Source organism: Actinomadura vinacea, from assembly GCF_039532545.1.
Classification (GTDB): Bacteria; Actinomycetota; Actinomycetes; order Streptosporangiales; family Streptosporangiaceae; genus Spirillospora; species Spirillospora vinacea.
In genome coordinates this window covers 855,218-873,002 of the sequence record NZ_BAAARW010000020.1, presented here as the reverse complement: position 1 = coordinate 873,002, position 17,785 = coordinate 855,218, and the positions used below count along the sequence as shown (strand labels likewise).

General features: G+C 74.5%; 15 protein-coding genes. 4 read left to right on the top strand and 11 right to left on the bottom strand.

The window, feature by feature from the left end:
* Positions 1–57 precede the first annotated feature (57 nt).
* Complete coding sequence (locus tag ABD340_RS28550) at positions 58–420, bottom strand: MerR family transcriptional regulator (protein WP_344593046.1); 363 nt, start codon at positions 418–420, stop codon at positions 58–60.
* A 91-nt stretch (positions 421–511) separates the two neighbouring features.
* On the opposite strand from ABD340_RS28550, the gene ABD340_RS28545 reads away from it, so the two are divergent.
* A complete protein-coding gene (locus ABD340_RS28545; RefSeq protein ID WP_344593044.1) occupies positions 512–1,198 on the top strand; it encodes an SDR family NAD(P)-dependent oxidoreductase in 687 nt (228 codons plus the stop codon).
* Between the two features lie 4 nt (positions 1,199–1,202).
* Here ABD340_RS28545 and ABD340_RS28540 read toward each other — a convergent pair whose 3' ends face one another.
* The 3 genes from ABD340_RS28540 to ABD340_RS28530 all read right to left on the bottom strand — a co-directional run bounded on the left by ABD340_RS28540 (position 1,203) and on the right by ABD340_RS28530 (position 6,419).
* Positions 1,203–3,326, bottom strand: a complete 2,124-nt coding sequence (locus ABD340_RS28540) for a tetratricopeptide repeat protein (protein ID WP_344593043.1) — start codon at positions 3,324–3,326, stop codon at positions 1,203–1,205.
* Positions 3,326–5,110: an HSP90 family protein gene (locus tag ABD340_RS28535; protein WP_344593042.1), complete on the bottom strand. Its 1,785-nt coding sequence runs from the start codon at positions 5,108–5,110 to the stop codon at positions 3,326–3,328. The genes ABD340_RS28540 and ABD340_RS28535 overlap by 1 nt, the downstream gene beginning before the upstream one ends.
* Positions 5,111–5,282: 172 nt before the next feature.
* Positions 5,283–6,419, bottom strand: a complete 1,137-nt coding sequence (locus ABD340_RS28530; protein WP_344593040.1) for an MFS transporter — start codon at positions 6,417–6,419, stop codon at positions 5,283–5,285.
* Between the two features lie 64 nt (positions 6,420–6,483).
* Here ABD340_RS28530 and ABD340_RS28525 point away from each other — a divergent pair, with 64 nt between their 5' ends.
* Positions 6,484–7,671, top strand: a complete 1,188-nt coding sequence (locus tag ABD340_RS28525) for an ROK family protein (RefSeq protein ID WP_344593038.1) — start codon at positions 6,484–6,486, stop codon at positions 7,669–7,671.
* Positions 7,672–7,674: 3 nt separating this feature from the next.
* Here the strand turns inward: ABD340_RS28525 and ABD340_RS28520 are convergent, their stop codons facing one another.
* The 3 genes from ABD340_RS28520 to ABD340_RS28510 form a co-directional block, all read right to left on the bottom strand.
* Positions 7,675–8,616 (bottom strand): serine hydrolase, encoded by a 942-nt coding sequence (locus ABD340_RS28520; RefSeq protein WP_344593037.1) that lies wholly within the window; start codon positions 8,614–8,616, stop codon positions 7,675–7,677.
* A gap of 368 nt (positions 8,617–8,984) precedes the next feature.
* The gene (locus ABD340_RS28515; protein WP_344593035.1) at positions 8,985–9,887 is read right to left on the bottom strand and encodes a hypothetical protein; all 903 of its coding nucleotides are present in this window, start codon (positions 9,885–9,887) and stop codon (positions 8,985–8,987) included.
* Entirely contained in the window at positions 9,884–10,246 is a 363-nt protein-coding gene (locus ABD340_RS28510) for a PadR family transcriptional regulator (RefSeq protein WP_344593033.1), read from the bottom strand. The genes ABD340_RS28515 and ABD340_RS28510 overlap by 4 nt, the downstream gene beginning before the upstream one ends.
* A gap of 313 nt (positions 10,247–10,559) precedes the next feature.
* Between ABD340_RS28510 and ABD340_RS28505 the strand changes: the two genes are divergently transcribed.
* Entirely contained in the window at positions 10,560–12,824 is a 2,265-nt protein-coding gene (locus tag ABD340_RS28505; RefSeq protein WP_344593032.1) for a protein kinase domain-containing protein, read from the top strand.
* Complete coding sequence (locus tag ABD340_RS28500) at positions 12,821–14,188, top strand: serine/threonine-protein kinase (RefSeq protein WP_344593030.1); 1,368 nt, start codon at positions 12,821–12,823, stop codon at positions 14,186–14,188. The genes ABD340_RS28505 and ABD340_RS28500 overlap by 4 nt, the downstream gene beginning before the upstream one ends.
* Here ABD340_RS28500 and ABD340_RS28495 read toward each other — a convergent pair.
* From ABD340_RS28495 to dgoD, 4 genes are read right to left on the bottom strand one after another with little or no spacing between them, the layout of a single operon-like run.
* The gene (locus ABD340_RS28495) at positions 14,160–15,053 is read right to left on the bottom strand and encodes an SMP-30/gluconolactonase/LRE family protein (RefSeq protein WP_344593028.1); all 894 of its coding nucleotides are present in this window, start codon (positions 15,051–15,053) and stop codon (positions 14,160–14,162) included. The two genes, ABD340_RS28500 and ABD340_RS28495, sit on opposite strands and share 29 nt — an antisense overlap.
* Positions 15,050–15,994 carry a sugar kinase gene (locus ABD340_RS28490; protein ID WP_344593027.1) on the bottom strand — a complete coding sequence of 315 codons (945 nt, stop codon included), beginning with the start codon at positions 15,992–15,994 and terminating at the stop codon, positions 15,050–15,052. Before ABD340_RS28490 ends, ABD340_RS28495 begins: the two co-directional genes overlap by 4 nt.
* Positions 15,991–16,641, bottom strand: coding sequence for a bifunctional 4-hydroxy-2-oxoglutarate aldolase/2-dehydro-3-deoxy-phosphogluconate aldolase (locus ABD340_RS28485; RefSeq protein ID WP_344593026.1), 651 nt, complete (start codon positions 16,639–16,641; stop codon positions 15,991–15,993). The genes ABD340_RS28490 and ABD340_RS28485 overlap by 4 nt, the downstream gene beginning before the upstream one ends.
* Positions 16,635–17,780: a galactonate dehydratase gene (gene dgoD / locus ABD340_RS28480; RefSeq protein WP_344593025.1), complete on the bottom strand. Its 1,146-nt coding sequence runs from the start codon at positions 17,778–17,780 to the stop codon at positions 16,635–16,637. Before dgoD ends, ABD340_RS28485 begins: the two co-directional genes overlap by 7 nt.
* Positions 17,781–17,785 lie beyond the last annotated feature (5 nt).

Below are 17,785 nucleotides of genomic sequence, written 5' to 3'. Positions count from 1 at the left end.
TCGATCCTGCGCTGTACACCCGGATCGACGACCTCAGACAGCCGGCGATATCTGGTGTTATGGACGCCTGTCCAGCGAGCCGAGCCAGGCGTCCAGGGTTTGCTGGGATGCCTGGAGCCGGGTGATCGCGTCGGTGACGCGGGCACGTTCCCGCCGCAGGTGGTCGATCATGCCTGGACAGCGCGCGGGCACCAGCCGCTCACCGTCGGCGTGGACGCAGTGCAGCACCTGAGCGATGACGGCGGTGGGCAGGTCGGCGGCCAGCAGGGCGCGGATGTGCCGCACGGCGGCGACGTCCGCTTCGGTGTACTCGCGGTAGCCGTTGGGCAGCCGGACCGGCCGCAGCAGACCTTGTTCCTCGTAGTAGCGCAGCAGCCGTCGGCTGACTCCCGTCTTGCCGGCCAGATCGCCGATCTTCATGCGCACCCTTCCGTTCGCGCGGTTGACCTTCACACGATGTGACGTCCTAACGTCGCGACCCGCGACGATCATCCAGGGGAAGGGGATTTCCATGCCGGGAGCGGTGGTCATCGGAGCGGGGCCGGGGATCGGCCGGTCGGTCGCCCGCCGGTTCGCACGGGAGGGCCTGCCGGTCGCCGTGCTGGCTCGAAGGGGCGAGACCGCGCGGGCGGTGGCCGAGGACGTCGCCGCGCTGGGCGTCCGGGCCGTGCCGCTGACGGCCGACAGCGCTGATGAGGACGCGCTGCGCGCCGCGCTCGATGCGGCGGCCGGCGAGCTCGGGCCGCCGGACGTCGTGGTGTACAACGCCGCGGTCGTCCGGCCCGACGCGCTCGGTGAGCTGCCGGTGCGCGCGCATCTGGACGCCTGGGCCGTCAACGTGGTCGGAGCACTGGCGACCGCCGCGCTGGTGGCGCCGGCGATGGCGCGGCGCGGCGGCGGCACCTTCCTGATCACGGGCGGGATGCCCGAGCCCAAACCGCAGTATGCGAGCCTGTCGCTGGGCAAGGCAGGAGTGCGGACACTGGTGAGGTTGCTGGACCTGGAGTACGGGCCCTCGGGCGTGCATGCGGCCTCCGTCACCGTGGACGGCCCCGTCGCCCCGGGCACCGCCTTCGATCCGGACGACATCGCCGAGCACTATTGGCGCTTGCACACCCAGCCGCGGCACAAGTGGCAACTGGAGGCTCTCCACAGCGGCCTCAGCCTCATCGAGGGAGAAGCCGTCACTCGCGCATGACCTCTCAGGAGGAACCGCACTCTTCGTGGATTGTGGTGAGGAGGGCGTGGGCGTCGTTCAGGTCGGCTTGGTGGTCCTCGTCCTGGGCTGGCTCGGACAGGGCGCGGTGTAGGGCGGCTTCCGCTTCGGACGGGTTGTTCAGCTCGTACCAGAGTTGGGCGGCCATCAGGTCGCCGCGGGTGACGAAGGCGCGGTCGGTGGTTCGGCGGAACGTCTCGGCGGCGAGTGAGGCTTCGGTGGCGGCCTCGGTCGTGCGGTCGTGGGTGGCGAGGATGCGGGCCCGGTCGTAATGCAGGACGGCCAGCTCCCAGGTGCTTCGCTCCTCGTCTTCGGGGAGCTGTTTGATGACTTCGTGGGAGCGTTTGGCGAGGGCCAGGGCCTCGTCCAGGTTGTCTGACCAGTTGTGGGCCAGTGCTGCCTGGCGCAGGCATACCGCCTCCTCGAAGGCGTCTTCGGAGGTGGCGAAGTGGGCGGCTGCCTCGGTGTAGCGCGCGGCCGCTTCTGTGTCGCGGTCCAGTTCGCCTAGGATCTCGGCTGCCTTCTTGCGTGCGCGGGCCAGTGTCGCGGGTTCCTCGGTTCGGTTCGCCATCTCGTCGAGCATCCGCAGCGCGTCGTCATGCTGGCCCAGCTTGGGGTAGGCGCTGGCCAGCACCCAGCGGGCCTGGAGGCCGGAGTGCTCGGTGTCGTCCTCGGCGGGGATGTCGGGCAGGGCCTCCTCCGCGCACTCGGCCGCGTCCAGTGGACGGCCTACGGTGAGGTAGGCCGTTGCCAGGTCGACGCGCGCGAACGCGGCCAGCCGGGTGTCGCCCAGCGCGGTGAACTGGGCCGCGGCTTCGATGAACTCCGGGATGGCCTGGTCTGGGTCGCCCGAGTTCAGCAGGTCCTCGCCGCGGCGGGCGTGTGCAAGGGTCTCATCGCGTGTGTCGAACGACGGTTCCTTGGCGGCTGCGAGTTCGGGGACGTCCGCTGCCGCGATCTCCTTGCGGCGGGCTGCCAGGGGGGTCAGGGGGAGGCTGTCCACGATGGGTTCGGCGTGGATGATCGCTTGGAGGCGGTCTCCTATGTGGGTGTGGCCGTTGCGCTCGTCGTATCTGGCCGCGAGTGCGGCGGTGTCTTGGGAGAACTCCTCGTACAGGCCCTGGAAGGTCCACTCCTCGTCCTGGTCGTCGGGGAAGTCGGGGTTGGCGGGCCAGTGCAGCACCTCGTCGCCGCGGCCGGCGTCCACCAGCGCGCGGCACACCAGGGCCGCCGACGCCGACAGCTCCAGTTCGTACATGGAGCCCGGGGTGCCCTCCAGGAGGGGGAGGTGGCGCTTGAGGATCGTCAGTGCCCGTTCGAGGTTGCCCGACAGCACGCAGAACCGCAGGTGCTGTGCCACGTCCGGCTCTTCGTTCCGGTCGAGCCCCCGGTAGGCCAGCCGGTGCGCGTCGCGTGCCTCTTCTAGTTCGCCCAGGCGCAGGTAGCACGTTTGCAGGACGTGCAGGGCGTCGGCGGGCTGCGCGCCGGTGTCGCACGGGATCTCCCCGGACACCAGCGGACCCGCCGCCGCGATCGCCTCCGCGTCGCGTCCCACACCGGCCAGGTACCGGACCTGGTAGTTCGCCAGGCACGCCGGGCAGGCGTACCCGGGCGGCTCACGGTGCCGCAGCCCGGCCAGTGCCCGGTCGCCCATCTCGGTGTCGCCGGTCACCTCGGCCAGCAGCAGCCGGATCGACAGGACGGTGGTCAGGTCGTCGCGGTCCGGCCGGCAGCGCCGCTCCATGTCGTCGAACACGCCCCGCACCAGGCGCAGCGGGTACTCCACCATCAGCGACAGCGCGATCCCCAGCGCCGTGAACTGCCGCCACAACGCGTCCAGCAGGTCGTCGTCGAACCGGTCCGGATGCTCGCTGTAAAGCCCGACGCAGCGGGTGAACGCGGTGATGAGCTCGTTGACGTCGGCGGAGTCCTGGGCGATGACCATGAGCGCGTCGACCAGGACCAGCCGGGCCTGGATCTCGATGTCCAGCAGCCGGCCCGCCTCGGCGTGCCGGAGCACGTCCCGGACCGCGGTCACCTGCGCCTCGCCCTGCGGCATGTCCTCCGCGTCGGAGAGCATCTCCAACAGTTCCGCCGGGGTGTGGACCATCAGTCGTCCTCCACGTTGTGCACGGCCCATTCGACGAGGCCGAGGAACGAGCGGTTGAGTGCCGCCGTGTCGGCCGGGCGCATCGGGTGGTGCCCCTGCATGAGCGCGTGCCCGTACATGGCCTCCACGACGAGCCGTGCCAGCAGCGGGTCCGCCAACGTCGTCACCCGGCGGACCAGAGGGTTGTTGTGGTTGAGGATCAGCTGCGGGCGGGTCGGGCCCGCGGGTTCGGCCTCGTCCAGGCCGTCGAGCATGTCGGCCCACGCGCCGTCGGCCGATTCGAGGGCGGCGTGCCGTTCCGCGTGGCGCGCGGCCGCGCGGCCCTCCAGGTACAGGGCGGGCAGCGTGACGGGCTCGAACGCGCGCAGCACCGGTTCGCAGCCCAGCCGGTCGAGCGCGCGGCGGGCGTGGCCGAGGAACCCCTGGACGGCGGTCTCGGCGGACGGGTCGAGCGGGTCCATGTGCGTCGCCAGCTCGGCCGGGTCCAGCCGGGTCACCGCGATGTCCGGGTCGAGCAGCGGCAGCCGGTTGAGGATCTCGGCGTCGTAGGCGTAGCCGGCGTTGACCAGGCCGACGCCCTGCGCTGTTGCGACGCCGGCGAACTGGCGGAACTCGTCCACGCTGGCCGAGTAGCGGATCCGGCCGTGCCGGCGGCGGAACTCCGCCAGCGTCATCTCGCCGTCGCCGGTCTCGACCGGCAGCCACCGGTCGACCAGCCGCAGCATGTCGGTGTCGTGCACGGCCAGCGCCTTGACGCCCAGGTGGTGGACGGCCAGGAACCGGCTCAGCCGGGCCGGGGCGGTGGTGGACAGCCGTACCAGCCAGGCGCGCAGCTGCTCGCCCAGCGCGTCGCGGGTCTCGGCCAGGAGGTCGTCCTCGTACAGCTGCTCCCGGTCGGCGGTGGGGCGCAGTTCGGTCGCGTCCACCACGCAGCGGGCGAAGAACGCCCAGTCGGGCAGGAGCCGCTCGACGCGTTCGCCGAGGAGCATGCGCTTGAGGTAGACGCGGTGGGTGGCGCGGGCGCTCGCGGGCAGCGGCGTGGGCAGGACGTAGGCCACCCCGGTCAGCCCGGCCGCCGGGACGTTCAGGTCGATGACGTCGAACGGGCGGAACTCCAGCGCGGTCTCGGCGTAGCGCAGCAGTTCCTCGCGCCGCGCGCGCGGGTCGGCGTGCTCGGTCCGCCAGGGCGGCGGGCCCTCGGTGACGAGCCGGTCGCCGACCTCGACCGGGTACGGCAGCAGCGAGCCGAAGTGGCCGGCCAGGTGCAGGACGGTGTCGTCGGAGAGCCAGTGCTCGGAGCCGTGCCGCGCGCGCAGCGTGACCGTCGTGCCCGGTTCGGGCCGGGGACCGGCCGTTTCGACCGTGTAATGCCCGCCCGAGTGCCCGACCCACCGGACGGTCTCGCCGCCCGCGACGCTCCTGGTCACCACCTCGACCTCGTCGGCGACCAGGAAGCACGACAGCAGCCCGATGCCGAACTGGCCGAGGAACTGCTGCCGGGAGAAGCCCAGCTCGTCGCGTTTGGACGAGCGCCCGATCGTGGCCAGCAGCTCGTGCACCTGCGCCTCGGTGAGGCCGATCCCGTTGTCGTGGACGCGCAGCGTGCCGTCCCCGGTGGCCGAGGGCGGTTCGATCGTGATCCGCGGGGCGGCGGGGCGGTGCGCGCTGAGCGCGTCCACGGCGTTCTGGAGCAGCTCGCGAAGGTAGGCGCGCGGGCTCGGGTAGAGGTGCCGTCCGAGCAGGTCGACGATCCCCCGCAGGTCAACGTTGAAGCTGTGCCGCACCGGTCGACGCCTCCCGCCCGTACCCCCGTCAGTACCGATCCGGGTAAACCCTGCCGTAATGGGTGGCGCCGTGCGAGTGGATTAGGCCAGGTGGGAGAGCATTGTCACAGTGCGTGACGGCTACGGCGAACTGGAGGATCCCGAAGCCGAGGACCGGGTCCGCGACCCGATGTCAGCGCGCTGACAGGACCCGGCGCAGCAGTAGGACCAGCAGCAGCACCGGCGCCAGCAGCGACGCGGCCCGCAGCCCGGCGAGGTCGGCCAGCGCGCCGAGCAGCGGTGGTCCGGTGCCGATCGCCACGCCCGAGGCCAGCGCGCAGCGCGCGGCGGCCCGTCCTGGACGGTCCGGCCACTCCTCCAGCGCCGCCGCGAGGATCAGCGGGTACAGCAGTGCCACGCCCAGGCCGGTCACGAGCAGGCCGGCGAGCGCGACGGCGGGCTGCGGGACCGTCCAGAAGACCGCGAACCCGGCGGCGGCCACGGCCGGGGCGCCGATCAGCAGGCGTTCCTCGCCGAGCCGCACGGCCCGGCTCGCCGCCGATCGTCCGAGGGCCATGCCGAGCACGAACGCGGCGGACGCGGTGGTGGCCGTCCCCGATTCCAGCCCTTTGACGGTGTGCAGGAAGTCGGCGGCCCAGAACAGCACGCAGAACTCGACGGCGACGGCCAGGACCAGGTCGGCCCACCGGTTCCAGAAGGCCCGGGGAGCGCGCCCTCCCGGGTCCGCCGGCGCCGCCGTCGCGGTGACCGCGGCCCGCCGGAGCAACAGCACGACCGGGACCGCCGCGGCGGCCAGCGGCACCCCGGCGAACGCGGCCCGCCAGCCGAGACCGGCGGCGAGGGCGGCGCCGACCAGCAGCGGCGCGAGCACCGAGGCGGCGCTCGACACCGCGTTGGCCTCCCCGATCGCGACCGCGCCGCCGTCGCCGTCCGCGCGCAGCGCCGCCGGGACGAGCTGGACCAGGCCCGCACCGCCCAGCCCGAGGATCAGGGCGCCGGCGCCGGTGCCGAGGCGGCCGTCCCCGAGCGCCAGGATCGCGGCCCCGCCGACCAGCGCGGACAGCGCGGCGGGCAGGGCGTGCCGGCCGAGCCGCGCGGCCGCGCGGTGCCCCAGCAGGCCGACGACGACCAGCCCGAGCGCGAACGCGGACGGGTACAGGGCCGCCTCGCCGCGCGGCAGATCACGCTCGGCGCGCAGCTCGGGGAGGATCGCGCCGAGCCCCGCCAGGAGGTACCCGAGGCAGCCGAAGGCCGCGTACAGGCCGAGGACGGCCGGAGTCCTGGTCACCGGATGCCGGACGGGCCCCATGCGCTCACCTCGCGAAGGTTATGCTCGTTCAACGAGGATAAAATGCCGGGCCAGGATTGTCACCATGCAGAAGACGACCGCCGCGCACCGCGCCCGCACCCTGCGCAGCCAGGGCGCCCTCGCCCTGCTGCGGCACGCGCACGCGCACCCGGCGGCGACCAGGGCGGACGCGGCCCGCGCGCTGGGCCTCAGCAGCGGCTCGGCCACCGAGATCACGGCCCGGCTCAAGGCGCTGCGTCTGATCGACGAGACCGCCCCGCCGCAGACCGGCGGGCGCGGCCGTCCCTCGCCCGCGCTCACCGCCCACCCGCGCGGGCCGCTGGTCTGCGCGGTGAGCATCGGGCACGAGGGATGGCGGACGGCGACGGTCGAGATCGGCGGCCGGACCGTCGAGCAGGATTCGGGCCGCCACCCCGGCCCCCGGCCCGGCCCCGTCCTCGACGTGCTCCGCGCGCGGACCGCCGCCGCGTACGCGCGGCACAGGCACCGCATCAGAGCCGTGTCGGTCGCGGTGGCGGGCACGATGCGCGGCACCACCATCGTGCAGGCGTCCGGCCTGAACTGGTACGGCGTCGACCTCGAACCGCTCCGTCCCGCGCCCGGCACGCCGCTGCTCGCCGGCAACGACGCCTCCATGGCCGGGCTCGCCGAGGCCCGCCGCGGCGCCGCCGCGGGCACCCGGGTCAGCCTGCACCTGACCGTCGAGGTCGGCGTCGGCGGCGTCCTCATCGTGGACGGCGGCCCCGTCTACGGCGCGACCGGCGCCGGCGGCGAGTTCGGGCACATGCCGTTCGGCGACCCCGAACTGGAGTGCCCGTGCGGCGCCCGCGGCTGCTGGGACCTGGCCGTGGACGGGCGCGCCATGGCCCGCGCCCTCGGCCGTCCCGAACCGCGCGATCCGCGCACCGCGGCGGAGCAGATCATCACCGCCGCCCGCACCGATCCGGATGCCCGCGCGGCCGTCGGTGCCGCGGCCCGCGCCCTGGGACGCGGCGCCGGCGCGCTCGTCAACGCCCTCGACCCCGAGCTGGTGAGCCTGTCCGGGCTGGCCACCGAGCTGATCGAGACGGCGCCGGAGGAACTGCGCGCCGCCTACACCGCCGCGCTGATGCGCTTCCGCCGCGCCGACCCGCCGCCCCTGGCGCCGTCCGCGCTCGGCCCCGCGAGCCCGCTCGTGGGCGCGGCGGAGGCGGCCTTCGACCTCGTCCTCTCCGACGCCGGATTCGAGTCCTGGAGCGAGGCGGAGCGGTGAGGGTCAGCCGTCCTGCCGCCCCGGGGAGGAGAGTGCGCGGGTGACGGTCCGGGTCACGTGCTCGACCGCCTCGACGCCCTCGTCCATCGAGGCGTTGCGATCGGACAGCACGGCGATCAGGTAGTCGTGGCCGCCGGCGCGGACGCGGCCGATCGAGTTGACCGTCCAGGCGCCGCCGTCGACCGCGCGGGGCAGCCAGCCGTTCTTGAGCGCGGCCCCCTTCCCGGCGGCGCTCACGCCCCACGCCTGTTCGGGCACGACGTCCTCCATCAGGCCCAGGACGTAGCGGCGGTGCTCGGCGGTGAGCGGGCTGCTCGACGAGGTCAGCGCCGCCAGCAGCCGTACCTGGTCGGCGGCGCTGGTCGTGGTCGCGCCCCACGCCGTCCCGGGGCCGGGTTCGGTGTCGCGCATGCCGAGCCTTTTCGCGGCGCGGGCCAGCCCGGGACCGCCGCCGACCTCGTGCCACAACGCGGTGGCCGCGTCGTTGTCGCTGACCGTGATCGCCCGGTCGGCCCAGGCCCGCTCCGCCGCGGTCGGCGCGCGGTCCGCGCGCTGCGCCTTGAGCAGCAGCGCGGCGACGATCGCGACCTTGACGATGCTGGCGGTGGCGGGACGGTGCCGGCCGCCGTACGAGAACGACCGGCCGGTGGCCGGATCGCGCACCGCCACCGAGAGCCGCCCCGGACGGCCGTCCAGGTAGCGGTCCAGCTCCCGGGACAACCTGGCGTCCCGCTCCGCGTCGGACGCGGGCGGCGATGTGCTCGGAACAGGGGACCGGGAAGTCGTCATGGGGATCGGTACGGTACGGGCCGCGACGCGCTCATCATGCAGCATCAACGCGACCAGCGGCGAGACCATGATCAGGGCGCAGCCCACGGCGATGATCGCGTACAGCACGCGCGGCTCGCGCGGCGGCTCGGCCCACCGGGGGCATCGTCGGCTCATGGCCGCGGAGTCTTCCGGTGCGGGTGTTACCCCCGTGTTTGCCGCCGCGGAAGCCGCGGCTCTTCGCGGCCATCCGCGCCGCCGCGCAGCGGTCCCGGCCGCCTCCAGCGTGTTGACCGCGGTGGCGGCGGCCGCTTCCGTCAATCGCGGGGCCGCGGTAATTGCCGATCACCGACGCAACGATGGACGGCTTTTTCATCGCGCGGCTCTTTTCCTTTCCGCGTTCGGGTACTCCAGGCTTCAAGATTCCCGGGCTCCCGGACGGTCCACGCGCCGTGCCGTCCGGGCAGAGGCCGGACTCTGAAGAAGGAGTGCTTCGGGACCGGCCGAACGGGGCGGTGGGAGATCTCTCCCGCCGCCCCGTTCCGTTATCGCTCTTGGCCGGATCCGGCGCCGTGTGCGCGCCCCCTGACGGCCGTCGCCGCCATCGCGAGCAGCAGGCCGGCCAGCACCGCCCAGTACGCCGCGACGACCGTGCTTCCCCCCGTCCACGACAGGTTGACCAGCGTTGACAACTCGCCGGGCAGCACGTAGAGCGCCGCGGCCAGGGCCCAGCGTGGGCTGCGCGTGGCCCACGTGAGCCAGATCCCGGCCAGTAGCAGCCCGCCCTCAAGGCCGGCGCGGCCCAATGAGCCGAGGCCGGAGTACAGCTCGATGCCGAGCAGCGCATCGGCGCCGACCGTCGCCGCCGGGACGGCCACCCACCACCAGGAGCGGACGCGCAGGTCGCGGGAGCGGCGCGCGGCCAGCGCCATGGTGCCCGCCGCCATCAGCCAGTACGGGGTCAGCGACACCCAGCTGTGGTGCACCGTCGCCTGGTTCAGGCCCAGCGAGCTGGTCGCCTCAGGCCCGAACAGCATCGACCGGCTCACCGTGAGTGCCACCGCGAGCGCCAGCGGGAGGGCGAGCCAGACCTTGCCGCGCAGCAGCGCGAGCACGAGCGCGACCGAGGCGGCGACCCAGGCCCAGGCGGAGCGTCCCTGCAGGACGATGTCGGCGAACGCGTGGACCAGGTGGACCACGGCGAGGACGAGCACTCCCAGGTGCAGGCCGTCGGCCCACCAGGGCACCGGGCCCTCGACCGTCCGCCGCGCCCGCGCGGTCAGGCCCTCGCGGACGAGCGCGGCCGCCTCGCGGAGCGGCGGTACGCGGCGGCCGGGCTCGGCGGCCGCCAGGAGGGTCCCGACGATCTCGGCGCCGTGCTCGGCCCGGTACGCGGCGGGATAGCAGCGCAGCAGCAGCTCGTAGCGTCGTTCGAGCGCGCCGCTCATGCCGGGGCCGTCCCGGGGTGCACGGCCGCCGGTCCCGGGGATCCGGCCCGCTTCCGGACGAGCGCGGCGGCCCGTTCCATCCGCAGCGCCTCCTCGGCCACCGCCTGCCTTCCCGCGTCGGTGATCCGGAAGTAGCGGCGCGGCCGTCCGGCGACCGTCTCCTCCCGGTCCACCGCGACCAGCCCGTCGCCCGCCATCCGGTCGAGCGCGCCGTACAGCGTGCCGACCGCCAGCCGGACCCGTCCGCCGGACAGCTCACCTGCCCGTTTGATGATCCCGTAGCCGTGCAGCGGGCTCTCCAGGAGCGCGGCGAGGATGTGGTACACCGCCTCGCTCATCGTCGATGACCGTTTCGTCATGGCCCCGGACCATACTTCGGCTGCCGAAGTATCGCAACCCTCCGGCCCGGACGCCCTCTCCGGGCTTTCCTGATCTTTATCGGGGCAATAGGAGAACGCTGTGAACATGCGTCCGAAAGTGGACGCAATTTCACCTGTGTGGCCGTAGGGGTTGACCATTGAAATGTTTGACGCTGCACTAGTGATGCTCGACGCGTGACTTAACTCGGGACATATCAAATCGGTTATAGATCGCCTAGGTCGTTCGATTTCGGGGGTCCGGCTTTTCGTGCGGCAGGAACGATCGTGGTCTTCTCCGTCTGGGGGGCGAGGGATGAGCGACTGGCGGCTGGACGGCTACACCGAGGTGGCGGAACTCGGCCGGGGGGCGCAGGGACGGGTCGTGCTGGCCCGCCGCGGCACCACCGGCTCCTACGTGGCGATCAAGTACATGACCGGGGACGGGCGGCGCGTCCCGTCGCGGGACGAGGCCCGGCTCATGGCGTCGGTCGACGACCCGCACGTGGCCCGCCTGTACGAGCTGGTGGAAGGCCCCGACGGCGTCGCGATCGTCATGGAGGCGGTGAAGGGCGTCTCGCTGTGGCGGCTGCTGCGCGAGCACGGGCGGCTGGAGCCCGAGGCCGCGCTGCTGGTGCTGAAGGGCTCGCTGCTCGGCCTGGCCGCCGCGCACCGGGCCGGGGTGGTGCACCGCGACTACAAGCCCGGCAACGTGATCGTCCAGGGGGACGGCGCCAGCAAGCTGATCGACTTCGGTGTCGCGACCCGCGCCGGGCAGGGCGGCCTGGTCGGGACGCCCGCGTACATGGCGCCGGAGCAGTGGAGCGGCGCGCCCGCCGGCCCGGCCACGGACGTGTACGCGGCCACCTGCGTGTTCTTCGAGTGCGTGACCGGCCGCCCGCCGTACGGCGGCGACGACCCGCTGGCGCTGATGGCGCAGCACGCCACCGCCGCCGTCCCGGTCGAGGCCGTGCCCGAGCCGCTGCGCGGGCTGGTGGCGCACGGCATGGCCAAGGACCCGGCGGTGCGCCCGGCGGAGGCGGGCGAGTTCGTCCGGGAGCTGGAGGAGGCCGCGACGGAGGCGTACGGCGACGACTGGGAGCGTCGCGGCGCCCTCGTGCTCGCCGCCGGCGCCACCGCGCTGGCCGCGCTGTTCCCGCACGCGCTGGCCACCGGCACGGCGGTGAGCGGCGCCGCGGGCGGCGGCGCGGCGAGCAGCATGATCGGCCAGAGCACGATCGGCGGCGGACGGCGCGCGGCGCGGAACGCGGCCGGGCGCGCGGGCGGGCACGCGGGCAGGGTCGGCCGCACGCAGCTGCTCGCAACGGCGGCCGTCGCATCCGTGGTGGTGATCGCCGCGTCCGTGGTCGCGCTCGTCCTGTACAACATGCGGAGCGAGACCGAGCCGGTGGAGCTCACCAAGCCCAAGCCGTCCGCGACGTCGCCGGCGCCCGTGACGGTGCCGCCCTCGCCGGGGGTGTCGGAGTCGCCCGCCGCGTCCGCGACGCCGCCCGGGCCATCGCCCGCGGCGGGGAGCACCAGCCCGGCGCCGACCGGGTCCACGTCGCCGTCGCCTGGCCCGTCGTCCCCCGGCGCCCGCGCGCCCAATGACGGGGTGACGCCCTCCCCGGTGGTGTCCACCCGGCCCCCGCCGGTGACGTGCCCGCGCGTGACGCAGGCGGCGCGGGCGTTCGGGCCGGTGGACGTGGGCGGGACGACCCGCGAGACGATCGCGATCGCCTGGAACGCCTGCTACGACGCGTCCCGCATCCGCGTCGAGGGCGCCGAGGCGTTCGCCCGGCAGCCCGCCACCACGTGCCCGCCCGCGTCCGGCACGTCCTGCACCGTCACGGTGGTCTACAACCCCAGGGCGACCACCAGCGACGCCGCCACCCTGACCATCCCCGACCGGGACGGCGCGACCGCGGTGACCGTCCCGCTGCGCGGCACCGCGCGGGCCTCCGACTGCTTCCCGTACCAGAGCACGCGCGACCTCGGCGCGGCCCGAGTCGGGCGGACCGTGGAGCGGAACTTCGTCTACCCGTGGCGGGTGTGCGACGACGAGCGGCGCGTGGCCGTCGTCGGCGGGGGCGGCCAGTTCACCGTGACGCTGACCGCCTGCCCGCCGGCGGCCGACGGCGGCGACTGCGGCTTCCGGGTGCGGTTCACGCCCACGGGCACGGGCGCCCGGTCGGCCACGATGGTGATCCCCAGCGACACGGGCGGCAGGGCCGTCGACATCACCCTCACCGGCACCGGCACCGGCACCGGCGAGGACACCGAAGGCGGCGACGGCGGCGGGGAGGGTGACGGCGGCGAGGGCGGCGAGGGCGGCGAGGGCCAGGAGCCCACGACGGAGACGGAATCCACCGAGACGGACGCGGCGAAGCCGAAGCCGGACGGGCCCGGGAAGTCCGCTCCCGAGCCCACACCGTCACCCTCCCCGTCACCCAGCCCGTCGCCCACGCCGTCGCCCGAACCCAAGACCGCCAAGCCCGAACCCGAGCCGTCCACCACCGCTCCGGAACCCGTCCTCGAACAGGCGCCGCAGGCCAAGGCGACGCCCACGGGCACCGGATGACGGCCGAACTTCCCGCCGGGGTCAGGCCGCCGCGGCCCGGCGACCCGCGCGCCTTCGGGCGGTACGAGGTCGTCGGCTCGCTCGGCGAGGGCGGCATGGGCCGGGTCTTCCTCGGCCGCGGGCCGGACGGCGTGCTGGTGGCGATCAAGGTGGTGCGGGCGGAGCTGGCCGAGGACCCCCTGTTCCGGGTCCGGTTCCGCCGGGAGGCGGCCAGCGCCATGCGGGTGCCCCGGTTCTGCACCGCCGAGGTGCTGGACGCCGGTCCGGACGCCGCCGAGCCGTACCTGGTCACCGAGTACATCGAGGGGCCGACGCTGGAGGCCGCGGTGCGGTCCGGCGGGCCGCTGCGGGGCGCCGACCTGGAGCAGCTCGCCGTCAGCACGGCGGCGGCCCTGGCCGGGGTGCACGCCGCCGGGATCGTCCACCGCGATCTCAAGCCCGCCAACGTGCTGCTGTCCCGGACCGGCCCCAGGGTGATCGACTTCGGGCTCGCCGGGGCGGTCGACGCGACCCGGGTGACCGAGGACGGCAAGATCCTCGGCACCCCCGCGTACATGGCGCCCGAGCAGCTGCAGGCCAAGCCCGGCCCGGCGTCGGACGTGTTCGCCTGGGGCGGGGTGATGCTGTACGCGGCGACCGGCCGGCGCCCTTTCGGCGGCGCCTCGCTGCCCGCGATGGCCGTCGCGATCATGGAGACGGAGCCCGATCTCGCCGCGCTGAGCGGAGTGCTGCGGGACGCGGTCGCCGCGGCGCTGGCCAAGGACCCGGAGGCCCGCCCGTCCCCGTCCGGGCTGCTGGCGATGCTCGGGGTGACCGGCGGAACCCCCGGTCCGGTCCTCGGCACCAGGCTGGACGGCCTGGCCGGCGCCGACGACCGCGAACCGGAGAGCGAGCTCCCCGAGGACTGGCGTCCCGTGTGGATGCCGGAGCACCCGCACCGGAGCGCCCGCCGCCGCAGATGGCGCCGGGCCGTCTCGCTCCTCACCTTCCTGCTGAGCGTGGTCGCCATCGCCCTCGTCGTGGGATGGGCGCTGCTCCAGGACCGTCCGCGGGAGTTCCTGGTCACCGGCGCGGACGTGCGCACCGCGGATCTCAAGCCGGGATGCGGCCCGGTCGACGTGGTCGGGACGATCACCACCAACGGCGCCGCCGGTCAGATCATCTACCAATGGCAGCGCAGCGGCCGAAAGACTCCCGATCCGCCCATTCAGTACAAAATGGAAAAAGGGAGCAAACAGGCCATCGTCCATCTTCGATGGGAGATCGGCGGTACCGGCTCCAGGACATTCACCGCGACGCTGATCGTCCTCAACAACGCGGCCGTGCGGGATTCGATCACTTTCCGGTACTCGTGCCGGGACTGAACCGGAAACTGTCGGCCGGGCGGCCCCGGACGGACGTGGGCGCCGCCAGAACATGACCATCGGCGGCGCCGGGCGGCCGGTCGTCCAGGCCGTGGAAGGCCGTCGTCACCAGCACCCGGTACGGCGGCGACGGCGACACGCACACGCTGGTCGGCTGCTCGGCCGGCACCGGGATCGCCGCGAGCAGCTCGCCCGACGGCGCGTACCGGTGGACGGCCGACGCGCCCCAGACCGCCGACCACACGCAGCCGTCGGCGTCGACCGTCATCCCGTCCGGGGAACCGTCCGGAACGCGCGCGAAGACCTCCCGTTCGCCCAGGTCCCCGGTTACCGGATCGACCGGTACGCGGTAGATGAGGCCGTGCGCGCTGTCGGCCAGGTACATCGTCCGGCCGTCGGCGGTGAAGGCGGGCCCGTTCGGGACGGTGAGCCCGCCCAGCACCGCGCGGACCGTGCCGTCGTGGTCCACCCGGTAGAGCGAACCGGCGCCGCGCGTGCCGTCGCAGGCCATCGAACCCGCCCAGAACCGTCCGCTCGGGTCGGCCGCCCCGTCGTTCATCCGCATCGCCGTCGACGCGCCGTCCTCCGGCCGCGCCAGCCAGCGCACCTCCGGCTCGGCCGCCCCGTTGAGGAGGGCGATGCCGGTGCCGGCGGCGGCGATCCAGCCGTCCGCCGCCTCGACCGGGGCGACCGCGCCCAGCGGGAAGGGGACCGAGAGCGCGAGCGCGGCGGGTTCGAGCCGGTGCAGCCGCCCGGCCAGCAGATCGACGGCGACGAACCCGCCGCCCGTGGCGCGCAGCCCCTCGCCCAGCTCCCACGGCCCCGCGCCCTCCACCACGGACCAGGGTCCGACCACGTCGCTCATCGCAGTGCCGCTCCTTCCGGGAGGCCGATCAGGTCGAGTTCGTCGCGGAACGGGAGGCCCTCCCAGTCGCCGCGGCTCGACACCGCGAACGCGCCGACCGTGTGGGCGCGCCGCAGCCGCTCCTCGACGTCCAGGCCGTCGAGGAGGCCGGAGAGGTAACCGGCGACGAAACCGTCCCCGGCGCCGATGGAGTCCACGGCCTGGACGCTGTGCGCGGGCAGCGCGCGGACCCCTTCCGCGGTGAACGACCGCGCGCCCGCCCCGCCGTCCTTGACGACGATCTCGGTGGCGCCGCCGTCCAGGAGCCGGGCGGCGATCGTCTCGACGGTGCCGCCGGCGTCCAGCAGCGCCAGCTCGCCGGGGGAGGCGATGATGAGGTCGGCCGCCGCCGCCAGCGGTGCCAGCGCCTCGGCCGCCTCCTCCCGCGTCCACAGCCGGGGCCGGTGGTTGATGTCGAGGCTGAGCCGCGCGCCGCGGTCCCGGGCCAGGTCGCGCAGGGCGGCCACGGCGTCGCGGCAGGACGCGCTCAGCGCCGGGGTGATCCCGGTGACGTGCACGATCGACGGCGCGTACGGCGCCGCGGCCACGTCGTCCGGGGACAGCCGGGACCCGGCGGAGCCGTCCCGCACGTACTGGACGCGGGTCACGTCCGGCAGCCGCTGCTCGAACATGATCAGGCCGGTGGGCGCCGCGCCGTCCCGGGGCACCGCCGAGACGTCGACGCCCTCGGCGCGCAGCGTCCGGGTGACCAGCCGCCCGGGTTCGTCCGCGCCGACGCGGCCGAGCCAGGCGGCGGTGTGGCCGAGCCGGGCCAGGCCGATCGCGACGTTGCTCTCCGCGCCCGCGATGCCGCTGGTGAAACCCGCGCCCAGATGGATCGGGCCGGTGGCCCGCAGCGCCATCATGGTCTCCCCGGCGGTGAGCACGTCCACAGGTGTCATGCCGAGGCCACCACCGCGAGGAACGCGCGGGCGCGGCGCCGCAGCGCGTCGAGGTCGCCGCCGGACGGGGCGTCCCCGCACAGCGGCGAGCCGACGCCGACCGCCAGGGCGCCGCGCGCGAGGAACGCCGCGGCCTCCTCCTCACCGACCCCGCCCACCGGGATGAACGGCACGTCGGGGAACGGGTCGCGCAGCGCGCGGAGGTAGCCGGGCCCGTTCGCGCTCGCCGGGAACAGCTTCACCGCCGTCACCCCGGCCGCGACCGCCGCCGCCACCTCCGTCGGCGTGAACGCCCCGGCCAGGACGGGCAGGTCCAGCCGCAGCGCCTCGTCGACGCCCGCGCCGAGCGAGGGCGTCACCATGAAAACGGCGCCCGCGTCCCGGGCCCGCCGCACGTCGTCGCCGGTCAGCGTCGTCCCGGCGCCGAGCGTGAGCGCGCCGCCGGCGGCGCGGGCGATGTCCTCGATGGCGCCCAGGGCGTCGTGGCCGCTCAGCGACACCTCGATCAGCGGCACCCCCTCCTCGGCCAGCGCCAGCGCCGTCCGCACCGAGGCGGCCCGGTCCGAGCCCCGGATGACGGCGACCAGCCGGTGCCGCCGCAGCTCCGCAAGCAGCCCGCCGCTCGTGATCATCTTTCCGTTCACCATTCCGCGTGTCCTCCGTCGGGGTGCCGCCACACCGGCGGCCGCCACCGGTGCCCGGTCCGGTCGGCGCGCCGGACCGCGGCCTCGTCGATCTCGATGCCCAGGCCGGGCGCGTCCCAGCGCTCGATCGAGCCGTCCACGAACGCGAACGGCGACCGGTCGGCCATGTAGTCGAGCAGTTCGGCCCCGGTGTTGTAGTGGATGCCGATGCTCTGCTCCTGGATGAGGAAGTTCGGCGTCGCGAACGCCACCTGCAGGCTCGCCGCCAGCGCCAGCGGCCCCAGCGGGCAGTGCGGGGCGAGCAGCGCCCCGTACACCTCGGCGAGCGAGGCGATCCGCCGGACCTCCGAGATGCCCCCGGCGTGCGACAGGTCCGGCTGGACGATCCCGATCCCCGCCTGCAGCGCGGGCAGGAACTCGGCGCGCGAGAACAGCCGCTCGCCGCACGCGATGGGCGTGGTCGTCGCGGCCACCACGTCGCCCAGCCGGTGCGTGTGCTCGGGCAGCACCGGCTCCTCCACGAACAGCGGCCGGTACGGCTCCAGCAGCGGCACCAGCCGCCGCGCCGCCGGCACGCCCACCCGGCCGTGGAAGTCGACGGCCACGTCGTGCCCGTCGCCGATCGCCTCGCGCACGCTCGCGACCCGCCCGACGATCGCGTCGATCTCCCGCACCGTGGGCAGCGGGGCGAGCCGTCCGGACGCGTTGATCTTCACGGCGGTGAGCCCGGCCGCGATCTGCGCGGCGGCCGACTCGCCGACCGCGGCCGGCTCGTCCCCGCCGACCCAGCCGTACACGCGGACCCGGTCGCGCACCGCGCCGCCGAGCAGCTGGTGCACCGGGACGCCCAGCGACTTGCCCAGGATGTCCCACAGCGCCTGGTCCAGCCCGGCCACCGCGCTCGACAGCACCGGGCCGCCCCGGTAGAACGCCGCCTTGGTCATGGTCTGCCACAGGTCCTCGACGCGCCGCGGATCGGCGCCGATCAGCAGGTCCGACAGCTCCTCGACGGCGGCGCGGGTGGTCGCGGCCCGGCCCTCCACGACCGGCTCGCCCCAGCCGGTGACGCCCTCGTCGGTGGCGATCCGGCAGAACAGCCAGCGCGGGGGGACGAGAAAGGTCTCCACCCCGGTGATCTTCACGTTTT

Coding starts and splice junctions, on each gene's coding strand:
- ABD340_RS28550 (WP_344593046.1), bottom strand. CDS start 420: ATGAAGATCGGCGATCTGGCCGGCAAGACGGGAGTCAGCCGACGGCTG.
- ABD340_RS28545 (WP_344593044.1), top strand. CDS start 512: ATGCCGGGAGCGGTGGTCATCGGAGCGGGGCCGGGGATCGGCCGGTCG.
- ABD340_RS28540 (WP_344593043.1), bottom strand. CDS start 3,326: ATGGTCCACACCCCGGCGGAACTGTTGGAGATGCTCTCCGACGCGGAG.
- ABD340_RS28530 (WP_344593040.1), bottom strand. CDS start 6,419: ATGGGGCCCGTCCGGCATCCGGTGACCAGGACTCCGGCCGTCCTCGGC.
- ABD340_RS28525 (WP_344593038.1), top strand. CDS start 6,484: ATGCAGAAGACGACCGCCGCGCACCGCGCCCGCACCCTGCGCAGCCAG.
- ABD340_RS28520 (WP_344593037.1), bottom strand. CDS start 8,616: ATGAGCCGACGATGCCCCCGGTGGGCCGAGCCGCCGCGCGAGCCGCGC.
- ABD340_RS28515 (WP_344593035.1), bottom strand. CDS start 9,887: ATGAGCGGCGCGCTCGAACGACGCTACGAGCTGCTGCTGCGCTGCTAT.
- ABD340_RS28510 (WP_344593033.1), bottom strand. CDS start 10,246: ATGACGAAACGGTCATCGACGATGAGCGAGGCGGTGTACCACATCCTC.
- ABD340_RS28505 (WP_344593032.1), top strand. CDS start 10,560: ATGAGCGACTGGCGGCTGGACGGCTACACCGAGGTGGCGGAACTCGGC.
- ABD340_RS28500 (WP_344593030.1), top strand. CDS start 12,821: ATGACGGCCGAACTTCCCGCCGGGGTCAGGCCGCCGCGGCCCGGCGAC.
- ABD340_RS28495 (WP_344593028.1), bottom strand. CDS start 15,053: ATGAGCGACGTGGTCGGACCCTGGTCCGTGGTGGAGGGCGCGGGGCCG.
- ABD340_RS28490 (WP_344593027.1), bottom strand. CDS start 15,994: ATGACACCTGTGGACGTGCTCACCGCCGGGGAGACCATGATGGCGCTG.
- ABD340_RS28485 (WP_344593026.1), bottom strand. CDS start 16,641: ATGGTGAACGGAAAGATGATCACGAGCGGCGGGCTGCTTGCGGAGCTG.